Source organism: Clostridium sp. OM02-18AC (assembly GCF_003481825.1).
GTDB lineage: Bacteria > Bacillota > Clostridia > Lachnospirales > Lachnospiraceae > Brotaphodocola.
Genome location: NZ_QULW01000006.1, coordinates 54,233 through 76,823, shown reverse-complemented (window position 1 = coordinate 76,823; position 22,591 = coordinate 54,233). Strand labels below are relative to the sequence as shown.

General features: G+C 48.2%; 23 protein-coding genes and 1 other annotated feature. Of the genes, 18 read left to right on the top strand and 5 right to left on the bottom strand.

The features are described 5' to 3' along the window. The first annotated feature begins 7 nt into the window (after nucleotides 1–7). Entirely contained in the window at nucleotides 8–1,141 is a 1,134-nt protein-coding gene (locus DXB18_RS05940; RefSeq protein WP_118706542.1) for a metallo-dependent hydrolase, read from the top strand. Between the two features lie 99 nt (nucleotides 1,142–1,240). Here DXB18_RS05940 and DXB18_RS05935 read toward each other — a convergent pair whose 3' ends face one another. Beyond that, on the bottom strand, nucleotides 1,241–2,776 hold the full coding sequence (locus DXB18_RS05935) for a sodium/proline symporter (RefSeq protein WP_118706540.1): 1,536 nt from the start codon (nucleotides 2,774–2,776) through the stop codon (nucleotides 1,241–1,243). A 320-nt stretch (nucleotides 2,777–3,096) separates the two neighbouring features. Continuing rightward, entirely contained in the window at nucleotides 3,097–3,681 is a 585-nt protein-coding gene (locus DXB18_RS05930) for a TetR/AcrR family transcriptional regulator (protein WP_118540193.1), read from the bottom strand. 282 nt (nucleotides 3,682–3,963) lie between these two features. Between DXB18_RS05930 and DXB18_RS05925 the strand changes: the two genes are divergently transcribed. The 3 genes from DXB18_RS05925 (at nucleotide 3,964) to spoIIID (ending at nucleotide 5,537) form a co-directional block, all read left to right on the top strand. Further along, nucleotides 3,964–5,022, top strand: coding sequence for an FUSC family protein (locus tag DXB18_RS05925; protein ID WP_118706539.1), 1,059 nt, complete (start codon nucleotides 3,964–3,966; stop codon nucleotides 5,020–5,022). After that, nucleotides 5,015–5,188, top strand: a complete 174-nt coding sequence (locus DXB18_RS05920) for a chorismate--pyruvate lyase (protein WP_118540191.1) — start codon at nucleotides 5,015–5,017, stop codon at nucleotides 5,186–5,188. Before DXB18_RS05925 ends, DXB18_RS05920 begins: the two co-directional genes overlap by 8 nt. A gap of 70 nt (nucleotides 5,189–5,258) precedes the next feature. Then, nucleotides 5,259–5,537 (top strand): sporulation transcriptional regulator SpoIIID, encoded by a 279-nt coding sequence (spoIIID, locus tag DXB18_RS05915; RefSeq protein ID WP_118540190.1) that lies wholly within the window; start codon nucleotides 5,259–5,261, stop codon nucleotides 5,535–5,537. Between the two features lie 34 nt (nucleotides 5,538–5,571). Here spoIIID and DXB18_RS05910 read toward each other — a convergent pair whose 3' ends face one another. Further along, nucleotides 5,572–6,300, bottom strand: coding sequence for a histidine phosphatase family protein (locus DXB18_RS05910; protein ID WP_118706537.1), 729 nt, complete (start codon nucleotides 6,298–6,300; stop codon nucleotides 5,572–5,574). A 161-nt stretch (nucleotides 6,301–6,461) separates the two neighbouring features. Here DXB18_RS05910 and DXB18_RS05905 point away from each other — a divergent pair, with 161 nt between their 5' ends. The 6 genes from DXB18_RS05905 (at nucleotide 6,462) to DXB18_RS05885 (ending at nucleotide 10,952) form a co-directional block, all read left to right on the top strand. Further along, a complete protein-coding gene (locus DXB18_RS05905; RefSeq protein WP_118706535.1) occupies nucleotides 6,462–7,427 on the top strand; it encodes a D-2-hydroxyacid dehydrogenase in 966 nt (321 codons plus the stop codon). Nucleotides 7,428–7,500: 73 nt separating this feature from the next. Next, nucleotides 7,501–7,932, top strand: a complete 432-nt coding sequence (locus DXB18_RS05900; RefSeq protein ID WP_118540187.1) for a protease complex subunit PrcB family protein — start codon at nucleotides 7,501–7,503, stop codon at nucleotides 7,930–7,932. 65 nt (nucleotides 7,933–7,997) lie between these two features. Next, nucleotides 7,998–8,648: a serine O-acetyltransferase gene (cysE, locus tag DXB18_RS05895; protein WP_118706533.1), complete on the top strand. Its 651-nt coding sequence runs from the start codon at nucleotides 7,998–8,000 to the stop codon at nucleotides 8,646–8,648. A 69-nt stretch (nucleotides 8,649–8,717) separates the two neighbouring features. After that, entirely contained in the window at nucleotides 8,718–10,286 is a 1,569-nt protein-coding gene (locus DXB18_RS05890; RefSeq protein WP_118540185.1) for an SPOCS domain-containing protein, read from the top strand. Between the two features lie 182 nt (nucleotides 10,287–10,468). Continuing rightward, a complete protein-coding gene (locus DXB18_RS16045) occupies nucleotides 10,469–10,663 on the top strand; it encodes a hypothetical protein (RefSeq protein WP_207665766.1) in 195 nt (64 codons plus the stop codon). A 28-nt stretch (nucleotides 10,664–10,691) separates the two neighbouring features. Beyond that, nucleotides 10,692–10,952, top strand: a complete 261-nt coding sequence (locus DXB18_RS05885) for a GIY-YIG nuclease family protein (protein WP_118540183.1) — start codon at nucleotides 10,692–10,694, stop codon at nucleotides 10,950–10,952. On the opposite strand, the gene DXB18_RS05880 is transcribed toward DXB18_RS05885, so the two are convergent. Beyond that, nucleotides 10,949–11,599, bottom strand: coding sequence for a hemolysin III family protein (locus DXB18_RS05880; RefSeq protein ID WP_118540182.1), 651 nt, complete (start codon nucleotides 11,597–11,599; stop codon nucleotides 10,949–10,951). The two genes, DXB18_RS05885 and DXB18_RS05880, sit on opposite strands and share 4 nt — an antisense overlap. Nucleotides 11,600–11,826: 227 nt before the next feature. On the opposite strand from DXB18_RS05880, the gene DXB18_RS05875 reads away from it, so the two are divergent. The 3 genes from DXB18_RS05875 (at nucleotide 11,827) to DXB18_RS05865 (ending at nucleotide 13,528) form a co-directional block, all read left to right on the top strand. After that, nucleotides 11,827–12,585, top strand: a complete 759-nt coding sequence (locus DXB18_RS05875; protein WP_118706531.1) for an RluA family pseudouridine synthase — start codon at nucleotides 11,827–11,829, stop codon at nucleotides 12,583–12,585. A gap of 333 nt (nucleotides 12,586–12,918) precedes the next feature. Next, nucleotides 12,919–13,194 carry a type II toxin-antitoxin system HicB family antitoxin gene (locus DXB18_RS05870; RefSeq protein ID WP_118533499.1) on the top strand — a complete coding sequence of 92 codons (276 nt, stop codon included), beginning with the start codon at nucleotides 12,919–12,921 and terminating at the stop codon, nucleotides 13,192–13,194. 76 nt (nucleotides 13,195–13,270) lie between these two features. Beyond that, a complete protein-coding gene (locus DXB18_RS05865) occupies nucleotides 13,271–13,528 on the top strand; it encodes a TIGR03905 family TSCPD domain-containing protein (protein ID WP_118540180.1) in 258 nt (85 codons plus the stop codon). A gap of 60 nt (nucleotides 13,529–13,588) precedes the next feature. Here DXB18_RS05865 and DXB18_RS05860 read toward each other — a convergent pair whose 3' ends face one another. Continuing rightward, nucleotides 13,589–14,506 (bottom strand): LysR family transcriptional regulator, encoded by a 918-nt coding sequence (locus DXB18_RS05860; protein WP_118706529.1) that lies wholly within the window; start codon nucleotides 14,504–14,506, stop codon nucleotides 13,589–13,591. A gap of 177 nt (nucleotides 14,507–14,683) precedes the next feature. On the opposite strand from DXB18_RS05860, the gene DXB18_RS05855 reads away from it, so the two are divergent. From DXB18_RS05855 to proS, 5 genes are all read left to right on the top strand, one after another. Further along, a complete protein-coding gene (locus DXB18_RS05855; protein WP_118540178.1) occupies nucleotides 14,684–15,964 on the top strand; it encodes an L-serine ammonia-lyase, iron-sulfur-dependent, subunit alpha in 1,281 nt (426 codons plus the stop codon). Between the two features lies 1 nt (nucleotide 15,965). Next, nucleotides 15,966–17,516, top strand: coding sequence for an AbgT family transporter (locus tag DXB18_RS05850; protein ID WP_118706527.1), 1,551 nt, complete (start codon nucleotides 15,966–15,968; stop codon nucleotides 17,514–17,516). A 234-nt stretch (nucleotides 17,517–17,750) separates the two neighbouring features. Further along, nucleotides 17,751–18,368 carry a diguanylate cyclase gene (locus DXB18_RS05845; protein WP_118706525.1) on the top strand — a complete coding sequence of 206 codons (618 nt, stop codon included), beginning with the start codon at nucleotides 17,751–17,753 and terminating at the stop codon, nucleotides 18,366–18,368. Nucleotides 18,369–18,421: 53 nt separating this feature from the next. Continuing rightward, nucleotides 18,422–20,734, top strand: a complete 2,313-nt coding sequence (locus tag DXB18_RS05840; protein ID WP_118706523.1) for a DMSO/selenate family reductase complex A subunit — start codon at nucleotides 18,422–18,424, stop codon at nucleotides 20,732–20,734. A gap of 78 nt (nucleotides 20,735–20,812) precedes the next feature. Then, nucleotides 20,813–21,035, top strand: a binding site (T-box leader). A 58-nt stretch (nucleotides 21,036–21,093) separates the two neighbouring features. After that, complete coding sequence (gene proS, locus DXB18_RS05835) at nucleotides 21,094–22,527, top strand: proline--tRNA ligase (RefSeq protein ID WP_118540174.1); 1,434 nt, start codon at nucleotides 21,094–21,096, stop codon at nucleotides 22,525–22,527. The last annotated feature ends 64 nt before the right edge of the window (nucleotides 22,528–22,591 follow it).

Here is a 22,591-nt window from a genome sequence, read left to right as displayed (position 1 = left end):
AAGTTCAATGGGAGCATTTGTAATCAGAGGCGGAGAAGTTTATGATCCGGCTGCACAGAAATGGGAGAAGAAGGATATTGCGGTGGAAGACGGAGTGCTGATCTCCGGCATCCCGTCCGGAGAGTACCAGGTAGTGGATGCATCTGGATGTAAAGTTACAACCGGCTGGATCGATTATCATGTGCACTATTTTAATCATGGAACGGAAAATGGCATCAACCCGGATGCTGCGTCATTCCCCTGCGGTGTTACAACCGCAGTGGATGGCGGAAGCTGTGGAGCTGCAAATTATGAGCTTTACCAGAAAAGCGTCATGGCACACAGCGATGTCCGCATCTTAAATATGCTCCTTGTCGGAAGCGGCGGTCAGGTGACCGACCGCTATCCGGAACATCTGGAAAAGAAATATTTTGATATTCCCAAGATCAAAAAACTGTTTCAGAAATATCCGGACAACCTGGTTGGATTGAAGAGCCGCATGTCTGTTGGTATCATTGCCCCGGAAGATGCAGAGGAATCGATCCGTGCAACCGTGGATCTGGCAGAAGAGCTTGGCTGCAATGTATCGGTTCACGTTACAAATCCGGTGATGGATCTGGAAAAGCTGGCAGAGATCCTGCGAAAAGACGATATGATCTGTCATATTTATCAGGGAAAGGGCAGGGAAACCTGCTTGGGTCCGGACGGAAAGGTTCGTGAGGGGCTCTTAAAGGCCAGAGAGCGCGGTGTCCTGTTTGATGCCAGCAACGGCTGCAATAATTTCGATCTTGAAGTTGCACAGAAGGCGGTAGCCCAGGGCTTTAAGCCGGATATCATCAGTTCGGATATCAATACCTCCGGTTTCTTTTTACAGCCGCTGCACAGCCTGCCGCGCATCATGAGCAAATACCTGGATTTTGGCATGAGCCTTGGTGAAGTCCTGGATGCGGTAACCCGTGTTCCGGCAAGACTGGTGCACCGGGAAAGCCTGGCTTCCATGGCACCTGGAACCGAAGCAGATCTTGTGATCTTTAAAGTGAAAGAAAAAGAAGTGCCTTATTGCGACAGAACCGGACATACATTCACCGGTCATCAGGTCATCGTCCCCCAGCTGACCATGAAGGATGGCGTGATCATGTACTGTCAGGCAGATTTTATGTAGCAATATCATCAACGCAATGAACAAGGACCGAAAGTTTCTGCCTCGCCATACGGCGGGGCGGAAGCTTTCGGCCCTTTTGTGTTTCCTATAGCAAATTGTTTATTTTCCTATGGAATCAAATTCCCTGCAGATCTCCTCGGACGGAGCTTTCGTTGCCAGGGATACGATCACGATGGCGAGAGCAGATACGATGAATGCCGGAAGCAGTTCATAGATATTCCAGGTACCGCCCATCGGACGGACCAGATATTTCCATACAAACACCATCACGCCACCGGCTACCATTCCGGCAAGTGCACCCTGCAGGGTCGTACGTTTCCAGAACAGGGAGAAAAGTACCAGCGGTCCGAATGCGGCACCGAAACCGGCCCATGCGAAGGAGACGATGTAGAATACGGAACTGTCCGGATTCCATGCCAGAAAGATTGCAACAATCGCGATTGCGACAACCGTCAGGCGCGCTGCCATCATGGAAGCGGCGGTGCTCATTTTGATCTTTAAGAAGTCCTGCAAAAGGTTCTGGGAGACACCGGAAGCGGCGGTTAACAGCTGGGAGTCTGCGGTGGACATGGTGCAGGCCAGGATACCGGCGAGAACGACACCTGCGACTAAGGAAAGCAGGAAGCGGTGCTGTCCCAACAGATGAGCGAATTGGATGATGACGGTCTCGGACTCAGAACTCTGGGTAAAGAGCGGGATTGCACCGGCTACGGAAGCAGCGTAACCAATGATACCGATCAGGATTGCAACGCACATGGAAATCAGAACCCATACCGTTGCGATCCGGCGGGAGAGAACCAGTTTCTTCTCGTCCTCAATGGCCATGAAACGAAGCAGAATGTGCGGCATTCCAAAATAGCCAAGTCCCCATGCCAGTGTGGAAACAATGGTTAAAAAATTGTACGGTGCAGCGCTTCCGCTTGCGCGGTCGTGAATGTGTGTCATGGAAAGGTAACCAGCCAGGGAAGTTGCATTGTCTACAACCTGATCCCAGCCGCCAGCCATATGGATACCGTAGAAAACGATCACGATTAGGGAGATGGTCATAACGATACTCTGGATCAGGTCGGTGGTCGATACTGCAAGGAATCCGCCCATAACGGTATAGCCGACAATGACGACCGCACCGACGATCATAGCCATGTGATAATCCACACCGAACAGGCTGGAGAATAACGTTCCGATGGCTTTAAATCCGGAAGCAGTATAAGGAATAAAGAAAATCAGGATGATGATCGCGGAGATGCACATCAGGATATTCTTATGATCGTGATAACGTCTGGATAAAAAGTCCGGGATTGTGATGGCATTGCATACAACGGAGTAACGGCGAAGACGCTGTGCCACGATCAGCCAGTTTAGATAAGTTCCAAGACCAAGTCCGATGGCGGTCCAGCCTGCATCTGCGATACCGGAAAGATAAGCGACCCCTGGCAGTCCCATTAAGAGCCAGCTGCTCATGTCAGAGGCTTCTGCACTCATGGCGGTTACAAATGGTCCGAGCTTTCGTCCTCCTAAGTAAAAATCATCAGCGGAATCGCCGCTGCCCTGTTTGCTGAAATAGAATCCGACGTATACCATTGCAGCGAGATAAATCACAATGGCAGCCAGAATTCCAATCTGTCCTGATAACATAGTTTTTTCCTCCTCATTCCCATTGCTGTTTGCGTATGCTTAAATAGAAACGGGATTCTATTTGTGCTTTTGTGTATGTGCCCAGCAATATGATGTGCTCGATTATAACATAGCTTTTTTTAGACTACAATACAGAATAACGTATAGAATGAATACTGTACGAAAATAAACTTAAAATGATAAAAATGGCTTAAATACAATGAATAGTAACTAGACGATTTGTAAAAATAAAACCGATACGAAAAATATATTTTTGATAAACGGATGCAAGGCACATAAATTCTGAGGTACAATACAGCAAAAAAACAGCTTCCAACCCGTTAAGGCTGAAAGCTGCTTAAAAATCCAGGCATTACTTTTGCGGCATATTCCACCAGGGAATATTCGCCGGAGCAGAGACACCAGTCGTAGAGTAGGGCACGCTCACAGAGTGCATAAAGCTTTACCATCTCGTTGACATTGGAACGGGTACTGAGCTGTCCGTCTGCCTGTCCTTTGGCAATGATCTTTTTGAGAAGCTTATAGTAGATCCGGTTATGGTCCAGAAGATGTTTTTCTCCGTTTGTGGTGAGCTGGGTGGAGTAAAGCCGTGCCAGAAGATCCAGGGAAATGCTGTTCTCGATCATGCGAAACAGCTCCTGATTCAGGAATAGCAGCTGGTCCATGGCAGTCATTTCCGGTGTCAGTTCCTGGATCAGTTCTTCATATTTTTCATCGAACAGGGAACTTAAGGTAGAAAGGAGCGCGTCTTTGCCATCAAAGTAATGGTAAAAAGATCCCTTGGATGTACCGGACAGATCAATGATCTCTTCTACGGTTGTATCTTCATAGCCCTGCTCGTAGAAGAGCTTCCATGCGGCATTTACGATCTTGCCGCGGGTATTGCGTGCGTTTTTCTTTGCCATTGCCCGATTTGCCTCCTGTAAAACGTCGTTATTTTGTGTGATTGCTGCTCCCGCAGTTTTGGAAAGAATGTCAGCGTTTGTATGATTTGTGCTGCCGGAGCCATCAGAACGATTATAAATAGGGCAGTTTCCAATGTCAACCTGGACAGATGAAAATCGTTCAGCAATCGTTCATTTTGATTATATTCCATGGTCGCAAAAATGTTTTCACAAATCATTTGACATTCCGGCCGGTACAGGATATAGTTCTTAATACGAATTCAGAGAAAAGGCAGGGATGTTATGACTGTATATCAGGAATTGCAATTAAGCTGTGCAGGTTCCAAGAATCTGATCCGGCGGACGGAAAACAAAGAAGAAAAGAAACGTCATATCCTTATTTATAATGTTAAGGTATATCTGGTGGTTGCGTTTTGTTTCGCAGTGGTGACCGCGTTCAGTGTGCTGTTTGGTTCGGTCAACAGCATTGCAGGCGTTGTGGTGCTGCTGGCACTTTTGGTGCTTCGTCAGGCAGATTTCGGAATCCGTACATCGCATGGTCTCATCTGCGTCGGACTGATCTTTGCCGTATTGATGGCAGGACCGCGCATTTCGAATATGCTGGCACCGGGCTATGCGTTTTTCGTGAACTGTATCTGTATCATGATCCTGATGGTGCTTGGCTGCCACAATGTGATCATGTCAAACCATTCGACGTTTGTACTGAGTTATCTGCTTCTGCAGGGATACGATGTAAGCGGAGCTGATTATCAAAAGCGCATATTGGGACTTTTAGCCGGAATGTTGATCTGCATGGTTGTTTTTTATAAAAATCAGAAGCTGCGTCCATACCGCAGGAGTTTTCTGGATTTATTCCGGGAGTTTCACATTCGTTCGGCGAGAAACTGGTGGTACATCCGCATGACACTGACCGTATCAACAGCGCTCCTGATCATGAATCTCCTGGGACTGCCCAGAGCCATGTGGGCGGGCATTGCCTGCATGTCGGTGTGTCTGCCGTTTTCCGGCGATATGGCACCGAGAGCAAAGACCCGTGGGATGTACAACATTTTGGGCTGTACCGTTTTTACGGTTTTATATTTCCTGCTTCCTGAGTCTCTGCACCCGTATCTGGGAATCCTGGGTGGAATTGGTGTTGGGTTTTCCGCCGGATATGCATGGCAGACCGTTTTCAACACATTTGGGGCGCTCTATATTGCATCTGGGGCTTTTGGGCTGGCAGGAGCGGTTGTGTTAAGAATCGCTACGAACGTGGCTGCTGCATTGTACACGATGTTATGTGACCGGATTTTAAACCGGCTATTTGGCCGGGAGATGAAAAGGAGAGAAAGCTATGTTTGAGAGAGTAGAGTACACAGTAGCAAGAATTGATGGAGATTATGCGTATCTGCAGCGTGTGGATGATGCAGCTGCAGAAGAAAAGTGTGTAGCCAGGGCGCTGCTTCCGGCTGAGATCAGCGAAGGATGCCGCGTGGCGTATGAAATGCTGGAATATAGTATGGCATAATTAAGAATAAATAGTATAACCCCTCAGAATGCTTCATAGACTGTAAAAAAGAATTCCGAGGGGTTTTCCTTTGAAAGAGTATATTGAAGAGCGGGCCATCGCCATTGCCAATTACATCATAGACCACAATGCTACGGTGCGTCAGACTGCGAAAAAATTTGGGATAAGCAAGAGCACGGTCCACAAGGATGTCACGGATCGTCTGGAATACATAAATCCGGCGCTGGCAGCCCGGGCAAGAATTGTACTGAACATTAATAAGTCTGAGCGGCATATCCGCGGTGGCATGGCTACCAGAGAGAAATATCAGCACCGGGTGGCCATCTGCAGCCGGGAAGAGCAGAAATAAATTAGAATGAAAATAAAGCAAAGAAGAGCGGCAATCAGTCATGCCGCTCTTCTTCATTGTCCCAGGTTTCGCAGAACCGTGCTGCAAAGGAAGGTTCTTCTCCTGCCACGTAAAGATGTGAGGTGTCTCCGAATGCGCTGACGCGGAAACTGGCGATGCCTTGCCTGCGCTCTTCGGTGTAGATGGTTGTGACCGAAGATGGCGCTGCGCACAGGCTGTGCCAGAGTGGCATGGGGGAGACATGCATCAGGTGACTTAACAGTACACATTCCACGCCAAAATGGCAAAAAAGCACGATGGTGTCGCGGTTGGGTTTTACAGCCCGGTAGTAGAATCCTTCCCGCTCATAGCCGTGTGCGGCTAATAGCCGATCAAATTCTGTAGTAACCCACTTGTATTCTTTCTCTGCGTTGACAGAACACATGGCTTCTGTGTGATACCATTCTTCCGGGTCATAGTAGCGGGGTTCTTTCGTCCAGAGTTCCGGAAGCCAGTCCCAGATGCAGGAGGTACGGTCCATGCCAGGTTTTATGATGCGTGGGGAAAATTCCTGCAGCCATTCGCATACCGTTGCAGTGCGTCCGAGTTCGTTTAACGTCAGGGAGGCGGTATCTCTTGCCCGGCCAAGCGGGGAAACGTAGTAAGCGTCTGCCGGAGTTTTGATAAGCCGCTCGGCGAGCAGCCGTGCTTCCTTCCAGCCAGTTGGTGTTAAGGAGTCGATGGAATAGTCAGGGTCAGCGTGTCTTACGATCAGAAGTTTCATGGGAAAGTCCTTTCCGTGTTTTATTGTGCCTAGCCAGTATCTTTTGTTTTCTTATTTTACCATCCCATATCTCTGAAAACAAGCGACAACGTTTTTCTTGTGTATTTTCCTGAATTGGTCTAAAATGAAACAATAAAATAACCAAATACGGAGGATCCCCCATGAAGAACATATTAGTAGCAATGCCGTTTGGCGACAAACACAAGTCTTATATCGAAAAAATCGGAACGGACTGCAAGTTTCATTACACCACGATCAAAACTGCCACAGCTGAGGAAGTCAAAGCAGCCGACATCATTTTTGGCAACATCAGTCCGGAACTGGTGAAGCAGAACGACCATCTGGAGTGGATACAGCTGAATTCCGCCGGTTCTGACCAATACTGCAAGCCGGGCATCATTGGACCGGATACGATCTTAACCTGTGCGACCGGTGCTTATGGTCTGTCTGTTTCTGAGCATATGCTTGCCATGTCCATGATGCTTTGCCGGAAAATGGATTTGTATATGAAGAATCAGGTAAATCATGCATGGAAGGAGGAGGGAAGTGTAACCTCTATCTGGAATTCCACGACGCTGGTTGCCGGTCTTGGCGATATCGGAAGCGAGTATGCGAAGCGCATGAAAGCGCTTGGCAGCCATGTGATCGGAATCCGACGCAATGTGGTGGACAAACCAGATTTTATCGACGAGATCTATACCATGGACCAGTTGGATGAGGTTCTTCCGAAGGTAGATTTTGCAGTATTTATTTTACCGAGCACTCCGGCTACCCACCACATCATGGATGAGCGCAGACTGCGCCTTATGAAGCCGGGCAGTTATCTGATCAATGCAGGCCGCGGCGACGCTGTAGATTGTGATGCGTTAAATAAAGTTCTGCGTGAGGGAGTCAGCCTTGCGGGCTGTGCTTTGGATGTAACCGAACCGGAGCCGCTTCCGGCTGACCATCCGCTGTGGGATGCGCCGCGCGCCATCATTACCCCGCACAGTGCCGGAAAATTCCACTTACAGGAAACCTTCGAGCGCATCGTGCGGATTACCGGAGAAAATCTGGAGAAGTATCTGGCTGGAGAAAAAAATCAGATGCGCAATCAGGTGGATGTAAAGACCGGAAACCGAAAATAATTTTGAACAGCAGCGTATAAATTCCTCCCGGGGAGAATAGTTTAGTAATAAACATATTTTCGGGGAGGCTGTTATGGGAAAGAAAACAAGTGGGAAAGTGCTGGTTGTAGTGGCTCTTCTGGCATGGGTCTTCGTGGTGCGGTTTTTAACGGCCTGCAGCGTGGAGAAAGAAGAACTGGAAAAGGTACGCGACCTGGAGTTTACGGTGGTTGGTGAAACGGATCTTCCGGAAGAACTGAAAAATGTGATCGAAGAAAAAAAGATGGGACCGTTTAAGCTGACGTATACCGATGATCAGAATCTGTACATAGTTGTCGGGTATGGGGAACAGGAAACCGGGGGTTACAGTATTTCCGTAAAAGAACTTTACCTGACGGAAAATGCGATTGTAACAGATACAGAACTTCTGGGACCGCAGACGGGAGAAACGACAGGGGTGGAAAAATCGTATCCCTTTGTCGTCATAAAAACAGAGTATCTGGAACAGCCCGTCATTTTTCAGTAACACTTGTATTTCCGCGACATCATATGATAGAATGGGATTCATAAATGCTTGCGGAGGATGAACTTATGATTTTAAAAGATATCTGGACCGATGTGAAAGCAGTACAGGAACGTGACCCGGCAGCGCGGAGTGCCCTGGAGGTACTTTTGCTTTACCAGGGTGTGCACGCTTTGATCTGGCACCGGTTTGCGCATTGGTTTTATAAACATCACATGTTTTTTATTGCGCGTCTGATCTCGCAGATTGCCCGCTTTTTCACACTGATCGAGATTCATCCGGGCGCAGAGCTTGGTCACGGTATTCTGATTGACCATGGCTGCGGTGTTGTGATCGGTGAAACAACCGTAGTAGGAGATAACTGTACCATTTACCAGGGTGTTACCCTGGGCGGTGTTGGTCTGAACAAGGGAAAACGTCACCCAACGCTTGGAAACAATGTTACCGTAGGCTGTGGCGCAAAGATCCTTGGTGCTTTTGAAGTGGGAGATAACTGTAACATTGCTGCGAATGCAGTGCTGTTAAAACCGTTGGACAACGATACCACTGCAGTCGGCATCCCGGCACGCCCGGTCAAGGTGGCTGGTGTACCGATCAAAAACAAGAATAAAGCAGTTACTATGGAGCATTTCAGCAAAATGGAAGAGCGCATCAAAGAACTGGAGGAAGAGCTGACCCGACTGAAAGGGGAAATGGCAGAAGATTTCAAAGAAGAATAAAAGAAAAAGCATCCACATAGACTTTTTGTAAAGGGTTTCCGATACAAAAAGAAAGGTGGGTGCTTTTTTATGCTGGAGCTGGAAAAACAGAATCTGCACAGGAACCGTCTGAAAAGCCAGACAGGGACACAGGTGACTCTGGATGACGATTTTATTGTTCCGGACACGATGAGCGATATCAGTGAGGTGATCCTGGATGCGGGGGTGATTTCGCTGGAACCGGTCCGGATTCAGCGGGAACGGATCACGGTGAGGGGAAAGCTGGAATTTCATGTGCTTTACCGGAAAGAAGAGGGCGGACTGCAGACGCTTGGCGGCGCAATCCCGTTTGAGGAGATCATCAACATACCGGATCTGGAAGAAAAGGATTTTGTGAGTGTATCCTGGCAGCTGGATGATCTGAATACTGAGATGATCAATTCGAGAAAACTGGGGATTAAGGCGCTTGTGACACTGGAGGCAAAGGCAGAGGCACTGTATGATACGGAGGCCGCAGTGGAGATAAGAGATACCGGAAAGCTGAAGACAGACGGAGTACGTCTTCAAATCCAAAAAGAACAGGTGCCGGCTGCTGTGATTGCCCTGCGCAGGAAAGATACCTGGCGCTTAAAACAGGATGTGACGCTGCCGGGAAACAAGCCGGCGATCGAGCGGATGCTGTGGACGGAAATCAAGCTTTCCGGAAGTGCGGCAAAACCGCTGGATGGTCAGATCCATCTGGAAGGCACCCTGCTGATTTTTGCACTTTATGAGGGCGGGGAAAGTGGTCAGATTCAATGGATCGAAGAAAGCATTCCATTTTCCGGAGAAGTGGAGATGCAGGGCGCTGCTGCAGAGATGATTCCTGCCATTGGCTTGAAACTGATTCACCGGGATCTGGAAGAAAAACCGGATTATGACGGAGAAATGCGGGAACTTTCTGTGGATGCAGTGATTGAACTGGATGTACGTCTTTATGAAGAGCAGGAGCTGATGCTTTTGCAGGATCTGTATGCGACAAACCGGGAAATTACACTGGATACCGGAGAGGCTGTGTTTGACCGCATCTTAAGCCGCAACTGCGGAAAGTGTAAACTTGTGGAAAAAGTGGGAATGGAACTGGAACCGCGGGTCCTTCAAATCTGTCACAGCAGCGGAAGTGTCAAGATGGATGCGGCAGAAGTGCGGGAAAATGCACTGGTTATGGATGGCGTCCTGGAGGTGAAAATTCTTTATCTGACAGACGATGATGCGAGACCGGTGCAGGCCGTTACCCGCATCGTTCCATTTCATTATGAAGCAGAAGTACCCGGAATCCGGGAGGACAGCATCTGGCATCTGCAGCCGGGACTGGAACAGCTGACTGCGGTTATGGCAGGAGGTGGACAGGCGGAAATCCGGGCGGTGATCTCCCTAGATGTTTTCGTATTGCAGCCGGAGCAGTATCCAGTGATTTTTCAGGCGCAGATTCAGCCGATGGATAGCGAAAAGATGAAGCGCATGCCGGGAATTGTTGGTTATATCGTCCAGCCGCAGGATTCCCTGTGGAGCGTGGCAAAACGGTTTCATACCACAAAAGAGTCGGTCATGGAATCAAATGAGCTTCTGGAAGAAAAAATAAATCCCGGAGACTGTCTGATTCTGGTAAAAGAAATCTGAATCCGGATGCACAAAAATAAAAAAACTGCGTATCCTATCGTATAGAGGTGCTCGAGAGAAACTGGAATGTACAGAACGATTTGGTTTTTATAAAGGAAAGAAGAATTTTTGCAAAGAGAAAACAGCCTGGCATTCCGCATCAGGCCGGTGCTTTTCATAGATCAGGGAAACCTGGGCGGCGCATGCTGTGCTTGCAAGCAGCAGGCGCTGCCTACATAGTTTGGTGGTTTGTTACTGCTCACATGCCGGGATTTTTTGAATTGAAAAATCTGTATGATACCGCGCTGGCAGCCGATTTTGCCGATTTGGAATATAATGCATCCGAAGCGGGGAATCCTTGCCGGGGCGGCGTTCTTATGGTACGATGTAACCTGTGAACCGTGACGAATTGTCGGAGGCAAAAGAATGTCAGCTCAAAATTACACATATATTCTGGAATGTGCGGATGGAACGCTTTATTGCGGCTGGACGAATGACCTGGAAAAACGTGTACAGGCCCATAATGCCGGGAAAGGCGCAAAATACACCAAAACCCGCCGGCCTGTTGTGCTGAAATATCATGAGATATTCAGCACAAAACAGGAAGCCATGAAGCGGGAATGGGCTCTCAAGCAGCTGAGCCGGAAAGAAAAGCTGCAGCTGATTGCTGCGTCCGAAAACCACTAGGCCACGAAAGCATACATCATGATGTAGTGGCAAAGACTTCCGCCCATCACAAACAGGTGGAAAATTTCGTGGGAACCAAAGTAGCGGTGTTTCTGGTTGAAAATGGGAAGTTTCAGTGCGTAGATCACACCGCCTGCCGTATAGATGATGCCGCCCGCGAGAAGCCAGCCAAAAGCCTGGCGCGGAAGTGCTGCAATGATCTTTCCAAAAGCCAGAACACAGATCCAGCCCATGGCGATATAAACCAGGGAAGAAAACCATTTTGGACAGGTGATCCACAGGGCGTTGATGAGAATGCCGACAGCGGCAATGCCCCATACCAGTCCAAGCATGATCCCGCCGGTGCGGTCGCCTAAAACCAGCAGACAGACCGGTGTATAGGTTCCGGCGATCAGAATAAAAATCATCATGTGGTCTACCTTACGCAGGATACGGTTAACTTTTGGAGAAATGTCCAGGGTGTGGTAAATCGTGCTTGCTGCGTAAAGCAGGATCATGCTGGTAATAAATATGGAAAGTGCCAGTACGTGGACCAGACCGGGTTCCTGTGCTGCTTTTATGATCAGTGGTGATGAGGCGCACAGTGCCAGAATCATGGCGATAAAATGCGTCAGGGCGCTGCCCGGGTCTTTGATTTTCAGTGTCATGACGATCCCTCCTTAAATAGGAAAACAAGAATAAAATGAATGTAGTTTTCAAAACTACATGTAATTGTTTTATATACTATACAGCTTTGGGGAGAAAAATGCAAGGGATTTCCTTTAAAAATTTTGAAAATCAAACTATTTACCCGGAAATTAGAAAAAGCAGATCAAACATACAAAAACAGGATTTACAAGACAGAAGAAATCCAAACGCGAAGGAGCATAATGAGATGTTGAATATATTATATGAAGATGAAGCGATTCTGGTTGTCTGGAAACCGGTTGGGATGGAGTCACAGTCGGCACGTGGTTTCCAGGCAGACATGGTCAGTGAAATACGCAGATACTTATCCACAAAGAATCGTGAGGATAATCACAACCTGTCCACAAAATCCACGGAACCGTATGTGGGAGTTATCCACAGGCTGGATAAACCGGTGAGCGGTGTTATGGTGTACGCGAAAGAAAAAAAGGCAGCAGCTGCGCTGAGCAAACAGGTTTCTGAAGGGAAAATGCATAAAAAATACCTGACGGTACTCTGTGGAAAACCTGTGGATAATGTGGAAAAGTATGTGGATTATCTGTTGAAAGATGAAAAAGAAAATGTGTCACGGATTGTGGATATGGGGATAAAAGGTGGAAAACGTGCGGAACTGATCTGCCGGGCCCTGGAAACAAAGGAGATTCCTCCGTATGGGCAATTGACATTGGCGGAGATTGAACTGCTTACCGGACGTCATCACCAGATCCGGGTGCAGATGTCCGGGCATGGAATGCCAATCTGGGGAGACAACCGTTATAATCCGAAGTTTTCACAGAGACAACCGGCAGAACCAGGAACACGTATCCCCAGACGTGCACCAAGGACAGATGTGGCTCTGGCAGCATTTGAACTCACCTTTACCCATCCGGTGACCGGAAAGCAGTTAACGTTCCGGCAGAATCCGTCTGGCGGTATATTCCGGCAGTTTGGCGCGTTTCCTTCCTGATGAAAAATGGTTTGTGCCTGCGACGGGCGATGGAATTTCCGGGAAAGAGGCGGCATTTCGGATTTCCTGCAAATTGACTGCATAGATCGAAAGCAGGTGGGCAGACTAGAACATGTACAAAGGAAGTACAAATCAAAAAGAGGTGGGTCCATGGGAAAACCGGCTAAGAGACTGAAGATAATCCATTTACATATGAAAAAAAATGTCGTATACTGATATTGCCTTGTTGAAATATTTCCGTAGCCGGAGTGCAAGTGCTGCATGGAATCAGCGGATGCGCCACTGGCGTCTCCTCGATATACAATGCAATAAAATGAAACAGGAGGCAGGAAAATGACATTTACCTATCCTGCGGTAATCACACCGCATAAAGATGACGACGGTTTCCATATCGTGTTCCCGGATCTGGAACTTTGCGAAGGAGACGGACCGGATCTGGAGGATGCCCTGGACGATGCAAGAGAAGCAGCCTACAACTGGCTGATGCTGGAGCTGGAAGAGGGCGGCGAGTTCCCGGCCCAGAGTCATGAGGAAGATATTGAGGTTCCCGAAGGCGGTTTTGTCCGCCGGATCATTGTACGGATCAAGCTGCTGCCAGACAGCGACTGATTAAAAAAGCAGGAGGCTGTTTGCGGCAGCCATTTCCACGATTGGAGCCTGCAAAAAACATTAGGAGGAAAATAGGATGAGATACACCGTAAAACCACACAATGTGTGCCCGACTTCCCTCTCTTTTGACTTAGAGGGCGATGTAGTAAAGAATGTAGAATTCACAAAAGGATGCAACGGCAACTTAAAAGCGATCAGCAAGCTGGTAGACGGCATGACCGTTGATCAGGTCTACAATGTGCTTCATGGCAATACCTGCGGAAGCAGAGATACTTCCTGCGCAGACCAGCTGGCACAGGCAGTACGCCAGTGTTATGAGGAAAGCCAGAAATAAAGATACGGACGCGCGGGTGTTGCATCCGCGCTATGCAGTACAGACAAAAGCAGCAGAATATCATCTGGTGTTCTGCTGCTTTTTTGTGTCCATTTTTTCTGCCAGTTTCAGAAATTCCTGCATTTCCCGGGTTACCCATTTATCCTTGTGGTAAAAAATCTGCCGCCAGGTCTGCATGTGAAAATCGCGGACCTTCAGTTCTTTTAACTGCCCCTGTTCCAGTTCTTTCTGGATCGTAAATTCAGGCAGAAAAGAAATCCCCATATTTTTTAAGAGCATCTGAATGATAAATTCCGTGTTGCCGATCTCCAGAAAGGGTTGAATAGAATGGTCGATTGAGGCCAGATACTGCTCCAGCATGTAGCGGTAGCTTGCATTTTTTTCTGTGAGGAGAAATGGAAAATGCAGGACTTCGTCCAGTCCTAATTCGTGATCCTTTTGTGCCAGGGGATGCTTTGGAGAAGCGACAAAGATATTGCGTTCCGGGCTTTCCAGTGTTTTGTGCCAACGGGTATCGTAGATGCGGCGGTCCAGAATATACACGATGTCGATGGCATTTTCGTTCATCCGGTTTAGGAGCACGTCTGGAGAATCGGTGATGATACTGATGGAGACATTTGGGTAAAGATGGTGGTATTCTGCCAGCAGTTCCGGAAAAATGGAAGCGCAGATGGATTCAATGGTTCCAAGACAGAGCTGACCATTTAGATTGGAAACATCCAGCACATTGGAAACAGCGGATTTTGCTTCTTCCATGCTTTTGACAATCGAGATGGCGTAGTTATAGAAAATCTGCCCCTGGTGTGTCAGGGAAATCTGTTTCCCGATCCGGTCAAACAGATGGACATTCAGTTCTTTTTCCAGTTGTTTGATCTGGATCGTGACAGCGGCCTGGGAATAGCCAAGCTGTTTGGCTGCTTTGGAAAAGCTTTGCTGCTGTGCGATATGCAAAAACGTGTTAATTTCACGGTATTCCATAACATCCTCCGTTCGAAGATTAAAAATAATTAAACGATATAATAAAAACTTTAAATTTTACATTAATCCACCTTTATGTTACGATGTTTTTATCAATAAGGCAAGCCAAAATGATAGAATCTATTTTTTAAATTAGATCCATTTAAAAAATACGAAACAGGAAAGGGGACAAATGGAATGAAAAAGTCGGATCAGCGTTATCAGGCATATATTCAGATCTTAAAAGAAGAATTGATTCCGGCTATGGGATGTACTGAGCCAATCGCACTGGCATATGCAGGTGCCGTGGCCCGCAGGACACTTGGCGGGATGCCAGACAGAGTGAAGGTTCAGGCAAGTGGAAGTATCATTAAGAATGTAAAATCGGTCATTGTTCCGAATACGGATCATCTTAAAGGCATTGATGCAGCGGTTGCAGCCGGGATCATAGCCGGAGATCCGGAGAAACAGCTGGAAGTGATCGCACAGGTGACTCCGGAGCAGATCATTCAGATGAAGCAGTTTATGGAGACAACCTCCATCGAAGTGGAGCACATTGACGAGGGGTGTACCTTCGATATCATTGTGATCCTGTATCGCGGGGAATCCTACGTGAAAGTACGTATTGCAAACTTCCATACGAATATTGTGCTGATCGAAAAAGATGGACAGATCCTGAAGCAGCTTCCGGTAGCGGGTGACAGCGAGGAAGGACTTACAGACAGAAGTCTTCTGGACATGGAGCATATCTGGGAATTCGCGACGACCGCAGACGTGGCCGATGTAAAAGAACTTCTGGACCAGCAGATCAGCTGCAATATGGCAATTGCAGAGGAAGGTATCCGGCATGAGTATGGAGCGAATATCGGAAAAGTGCTGTTAGCCATGGATGGAGATAATGTCAGGGTTCGGGCAAAGGCTATGGCAGCTGCAGGTTCCGACGCCCGCATGAACGGGTGCGAGCTTCCGGTCGTGATCAATTCTGGCAGTGGAAACCAGGGAATCACAACTTCCGTTCCGGTGATCGTATATGCCAAAGAGCTGGGAGTCAGTGAAGAAATGCGTTACCGTGCACTGATGCTGGCAAATCTGACGACCATTCATGTAAAGACACCGATCGGACGTCTGTCTGCATATTGCGGGGCAGTCGGAGCGGGCGCAGGAGCAGGAGCAGGAATTGCTTATCTTTGCGGCGGCGGATACAAGGAAGTCATTCATACAGTTGTGAATGCGCTGGCTATTGTTTCCGGAATTGTGTGCGACGGAGCAAAGGCATCCTGTGCGGCAAAAATCGCTTCTGCAGTAGATGCCGGGATTCTTGGATATAATATGTATATCCGCGGACAGCAGTTCTACGGTGGAGACGGTATTGTATCCAAAGGAGTCGAGGATACGTTAAAAAATGTTGGCCGCTTGGGCAAAGAGGGAATGAAAGAGACCAACGATGAAATTATTAAAATCATGATTGGAGAAAAGTAACATGTCACAGGCAAAAACAAAAGAAAAAAAGGGGTTTATTCTGCGGGCGCTTGATACCGTAGAACGTGTCGGAAACGGATTGCCGAATCCGGCAACCATTTTCCTGATCTTAACAGGAATTGTTATCGTTTTATCCGCAATCTGTGCAGCTTGCGGAGTTTCTGTAACCTATGATTTTCTGGACAGCGCTTCCGGGCAGATCACCCAGAAAACAGTGGCAGCAGTTAGCCTGCTTGCTCCGGACAGCATCCGCCACATGGTAACCACCGTGGTTGGTAATTTTACCGGTTTCTTTGCACTGGGAACCGTATTTACCATTATGATCGGTGTTGGTGTTGCAGACGGAACCGGTTTCATGTCTGCACTGCTTCGCAAAGTCGCAGCATCCACCCCGAAGGGAATGGTGACTGCAGTGGTTGTATTCCTGGGAATCATGTCCAATATCGCATCCTCTACCGGATATGTTGTACTGGTTCCGCTTGGCGCAATCCTGTTTATGGCATTTGGCCGTCATCCGATCGCCGGTCTGGCAGCAGCATTTGCCGGTGTATCCGGCGGCTGGAGTGCAAACCTTCTGATCGGTACCAATGACCCGATGTTTGCAGGTATGTCTACCCAGGCAGCCCAGATGCTGGATCCGAACTATACCGTTCTGCCGGTTGCAAACTGGTATTTTATGATGGCATCCACCGTTCTGATCACCGTGATCGGAACTTTGGTAACAGACAAACTGATCGAGCCGCGTCTGACTCCGTATGTTCCGGATGCTTCTGAGCAGGTTCAGGATATCGCAGAAAATGAGAAACGCGGCATGCGTTTTGCAGGCATCACAGCTCTGGTTTATGTCGTACTGATCGCAATCCTTGTAGTTCCGACCAATGGTCTGCTGCGCAATCCGGAGACCCATTCGTTCTTAAGCTCTCCGTTTATGAGCGGAATCATTTTCTTTATGATGCTGCTGTTCTTACTTCCAGGTCTTGCCTATGGTATCGGAGCCGGCGTCATCAAAAACGACAAAGACGTAGTTGCCCTGATGAATAAAACAATCAGTGGCTTATCCAGCTTTATGGTATTGATCTTCTTTGCAGCACAGTTTACAGCATGCTTTAACTATTCAAATCTGGGAACCATTATTTCTGTTTCCGGTGCGGATTTCCTGCAGTCTGTAGGGTTTACCGGACTGCCGCTGGTCATCTGCTTTATTGTACTGACTGCATTTATCAATATTTTCATTGCAGTGGATTCTGCAAAATGGGCAATCATGGCACCGATTTTCGTGCCGATGTTCATGCGTCTTGGTCTCTCTCCGGAGCTGACCCAGGTTGCTTACCGTATTGGTGATTCCAGTACCAATATCATTGCTCCGTTAATGCCATTCTTCGTGCTGACGGTAGCATTCTTCCAGAAGTACGATAAAAAGGCAGGAATCGGAAGCGTTATTTCCACCATGCTTCCGTACTCCCTTGCTTTCCTGATTGGCTGGATCGCAATGTTTGCGGTATGGTATCTGCTTGGTCTTCCGTTAGGACCTGGATCCCTGATGTTTTACTAAAATTTACAGTCATTCGGTTTGAATGGTGACGTTTTAAAAAGAGATTATCACTCAGGCAATTGAAGTTTGCCGGGTGATAGTCTCTTTTTGTATTGTTTTTACCTGTTTTTTCGTGGAAAAGAATGTGGAATTATGGTAGTATGGATTTATTACAATGATAAAATGAAAAAGTTATAATTTATCCGCCCGCATATCGAACGATATGTGCCGCATGAAAAGAAAAGATGGATAAGAATGAATAGCCGGATTAGAAAAACATTACAGATATTGCTCATGGTCGTTACGACGGCTGTGGTGCTTTTTATCGTATACCAGAATGTGGAGAAGGGAAATGACGAACAGGGACATGAGGCGGGCGATTCCTTTATCCGTCGGGCTGCCCAGCAGATCGTGGCAGTTTTTCCGGAACACACTTACCGGATCGGCGGCGATGAATTCGTGGTGGTTTATCCGGATGTTCTGGAAGTGCAGTTTGAATTTTTACTGTCGCAGCTGAAACTGAATACGCGTCAGCATCATATCAGCCTTTCTATCGGTGCAATCTGGAAAGAAGAATGCGATGCACTCGATGCACTTTTAAAAGAAGCAGATGCAAAAATGTATGAAGATAAGAAGAAATACTACGAAAAGAAGGGGCATGACCGCCGGAGAAATTCTCGCCCGGAAGTAAGTGCAGCAGAAACGCAGACAGCGAAAGCACCGTCAGCAGAAAGAAAAGAACCTGAAATGAAGAAAGCAGAAGAGCCGCCAGTAGAAAGAAAAGAACCTGAAATGAAGGAAGCAGAAGAGCCGCCAGCAGCAATGAAAGAAACCGAAATGAAAGCAGAAAAAGCGGGGGAAGCAGAAGCGTAGACAGCAGAAAGGAAAGAACCGAAACGAAAGCAGCAGAAGTGAAGGGAACAGAAATGCAAGTGACAGAAGAGACAGAAATAACAAAAGTGCAGGCAACAGAAACCATCCGTACCACGGGAAGAAACAACTGCGGAGGACGCTGCGTGATCTGCGTTCACATGAAAGACGGCAAGATTGACCATCTCAGTACGGAGCGCCCGTGTGATGCCCCGGATGGAGAAATTCCGCTGACTGCGTGCGTGCGTGGCATGAATTATCATAAGACTTATCTCGGAGAAGACCGTCTGCGCTATCCCATGAAGCGGGTGGGAAAACGCGGGGAGGGAAAATTTGAACGGATCAGCTGGGACGAGGCAGTGGATATCATTGCATCGGAATGGATCCGTATCCGTGACACGTATGGAGCTGGTTCCCGCTATGTAAACTATGCGACCGGAATCAGCGCCTTAAACCGGGGAAATAATCTGGCCAAACGTCTTTTGAATTTAGATGGTGGTTTTCTGGATTACTATAATTCCTACAGTACCGCGTGCATCCGCCACGCAACGCCTCTTATGTATGGCACGAACCAGACCGGGCACAATCCGGAGGACTGGCTGAATGCGAAGCTCATACTTCTCTGGGGGCATAATCCGGAAGAAACGAAATTTGACAGCATTACGATGCATGTGCTCCTTCGTGCAAAGGAAAAAGGAATTCCGATCATTGTGATCGATCCGCGCAAAAACGATACGGCCATGCGCCTGGATGCAGAGTGGATCCCGATCCGCCCGGCAACCGACAGCGCCATGATGGATGCCATGGCGTGGGTCATCGTGCAGGAGAAGCTGCAGGATCAGGTGTTTTTAGACCGCTGTTGTCTCGGATTTGATCAAAACCATATGCCGGAAGGCGTGGATCCTTCGGAGTGCTATCTTTCCTATTTGTACGGAGAAAAGGATGGAGTGGAAAAAACTCCGGAGTGGGCAGAAACTATCACCGGGGTACCGGCAGAAACCATCCGCAGTCTTGCCATCCGTTATGCGCAGGCAAAACCGGCAGCCCTGATCCAGGGGTATGGTCCGCAGCGGAATGCAAGCGGAGAACAGAGCACGCGGGGCGGAATTTTACTTGCCTGTATGACTGGAAATGTGGGAATTTCCGGAGGCTGGGCGAGCGGAACTGCTGATTGGACCGAACATAAAAATCCGTCGTGGCCCAAGCTTAAAAATCCATATAACCGTCAGATCCCGGTATTTTTATGGACCGATGCAGTCCTGCATGGGCATGATATGACAGAACTGGATGGTGTGAAATGGCTGGATGGTTCTGAAAAACCGGTGAAACTGGAACGTGATATTAAGATGATCCTGAACCTGGCAGGCAATTGTCTGATCAACCAGCACAGCGATATCAACCGGACTGCGCGGATCTTACAGGATGAGAGTAAATGTGAGTTTATCGTGTGCAGTGATCTGTTTATGACTGCCAGTGCAAAATTTGCCGACATTTTGCTTCCGGGCATTTCTATGTTTGAGTGTGAGAATATCACTATGCCCTGGCAGTACGGCAATTTCCTCGGATTTAATAACAAAGTTCTGGATCCGCTTTATGAAGGACGGTTTGAATATGACTGGTTGGCAGAAGTGGCAGAGCGGCTTGGTTTAAAAGAAGCGTTTACCTGTGGACGCACATCTTCGGAATGGCTGGAATATTTATATGAAGATCTGAAAAAAACAGAGACAGAATTGCCGGATTACCAGACATTTAAGCAGCAGGCACTGTTCCGCTACAAAAAGAAACCGGTTCATCCGGCGTTTGAAAAAGAATGTCAGGATCCGGACCGGGTTCCGTTTCCGACCAGGAGCGGTAAAATTGAAATTTTTTCAGAACAGGTTTATCGTGGAACATTTCCGGAATTTGTGCCGGCGATTCCGCGTTATATTCCGCCTGTGGAAGGACCGCAGGATCCGCTTTCCCTTCGCTATCCGCTGCAGCTGACCGGATGGCATACCAAACGGCGCTGTCACAGCATTCATGACAACAATCGGACTATGCACAGGCTGGATCCCCAGACCTTGTGGATGAATCCGGCTGATGCGTCTGCGCGTGACCTGCGTGAGGGGGATCTGGTTGAAGTGTTCAATGACCGCGGCAGGATTCGTATGCCGGTCCACATTACCGAGCGGATCATGCAGGGCGTGACCGCAATCTCCCAGGGAGCCTGGTACCGACCGGATGAGGACGGCACCGATATGGCTGGCAGCATCAATGTACTGACTTCACAGCACCCGACCCCTTATGCGCGCGGAAATGCTCAGCACACGAATCTGGTGGAAGTGGTACGCATAGCGCAGCCCCTTGACAAAGCAGAAAAAATGCCTTAAAATCAAGCATGCAGTTATGCGGTGCAAGCGGCTTTCAAGATGTCCGTCTGAGTCGTATGCGGCAGATGTTTATAAGACAATATGACAGTGAAGAGGATTAGTAAGCATCCACTACATTTCAGAGAGAGAGTCATTTTGGTGCAAGACTTTCATGTCCCTGAGTGCTGAACCGGCCTTGGAGTCCTGCAGTGAACTGCAGCGTAGTTTCCGGCGTTAACGGAGCATAGAGCGAGTGCTTTTTATGTAGAAAGTGCTAATCAGGGTGGTACCGCCGAATTTATCTGGTCATTCGGTCCCTTGTCAGAGATGGCAAAGGACCGGGTGACTTTTTTAATATTTTCAAGAAAGGAAGATTAACCATGGCAAAAGACAAAAAAATGGTAGAAGCAATCACATCCATGGACGTAGATTTCGCCCAGTGGTATACGGATGTGGTAAAAAAAGCAGAGCTGTGTGATTATGCAAGCGTTAAGGGCTGCATGGTCATCAAACCGGCAGGCTACGCAATCTGGGAGAATATTCAGCATGAGCTGGACCGCCGTTTCAAAGAAACCGGCGTTCAGAATGTTTATATGCCGATCTTCATTCCGGAGAGCCTGCTTGAGAAAGAGAAAGATCACGTAGAAGGTTTCGCACCGGAGGTTGCATGGGTAACCCACGGTGGTCTGGAGCCGCTGCAGGAGCGCCTGTGTGTACGTCCGACTTCGGAAACCCTGTTCTGCGATTTCTACGCAAAAGACATTCATTCCTACCGCGATCTGCCGAAGGTATATAACCAGTGGTGTTCCGTTGTAAGATGGGAGAAGACCACCCGTCCGTTCCTTCGTTCCAGAGAGTTCTTGTGGCAGGAAGGTCATACCGCACATGCAACTGCAGAAGAAGCAGAGGCAAGAACCATCCAGATGCTGAATCTGTATGCAGATTTCTGCGAGCAGGTTCTGGCAATCCCGGTTATCCGCGGACAGAAGACCGACAAAGAGAAATTTGCAGGAGCAGAGGCAACCTACACCATCGAGTCCCTGATGCACGATGGAAAAGCACTGCAGTCCGGTACCAGCCATAACTTCGGCGATGGATTTGCAAAGGCATTCGGCATCCAGTATGCAGCAAAAGACAATACCCTGCAGTATGTCCATCAGACTTCCTGGGGTATGACCACCCGTATGATCGGTGCCATCATCATGGTACACGGTGACAACAATGGTCTGGTACTGCCGCCGAGAATCGCTCCGACCCAGGTTGTGATCGTTCCGATCCAGCAGCAGAAAGAGGGCGTTCTGGACAAAGCATTTGCGTTAAGAGATGTTCTTTCCAACTTTAAGGTGAAAGTCGACGATTCCGACAAGAGCCCGGGCTGGAAGTTCAGTGAGTCTGAGATGCGTGGTATTCCGGTACGTGTTGAGATCGGACCGAGAGATATCGAGAACAATGAGGCGGTACTGGTACGCCGCGATACCCATGAGAAAGTAACCGTTTCCCTGGATGAAATCGAGACAAAGGTAAGCGAACTCTTAGACACCATTCAGCACGATATGCTGGAGCGTGCAAGAGCACACCGCGATTCCCATACCTATGTGGCAACCACTTATGATGAGTTTGTAAAGACCATCAACGAGAAACCTGGTTTTGTAAAGGCAATGTGGTGCGGCGATCAGGCTTGCGAAGACAAGATCAAAGAAGATACCGCAGCAACTTCCCGCTGCATGCCGTTCGCACAGGAGACCCTCTCCGACAAGTGCGTATGCTGCGGCAAGCCGGCTAAAAAGATGGTATACTGGGGAAGAGCATACTAAAATATAACCATACCGTGAACGCAATGATTAGGGCCGAAAGTTCCTGCCCCGCCATACGGCGGGG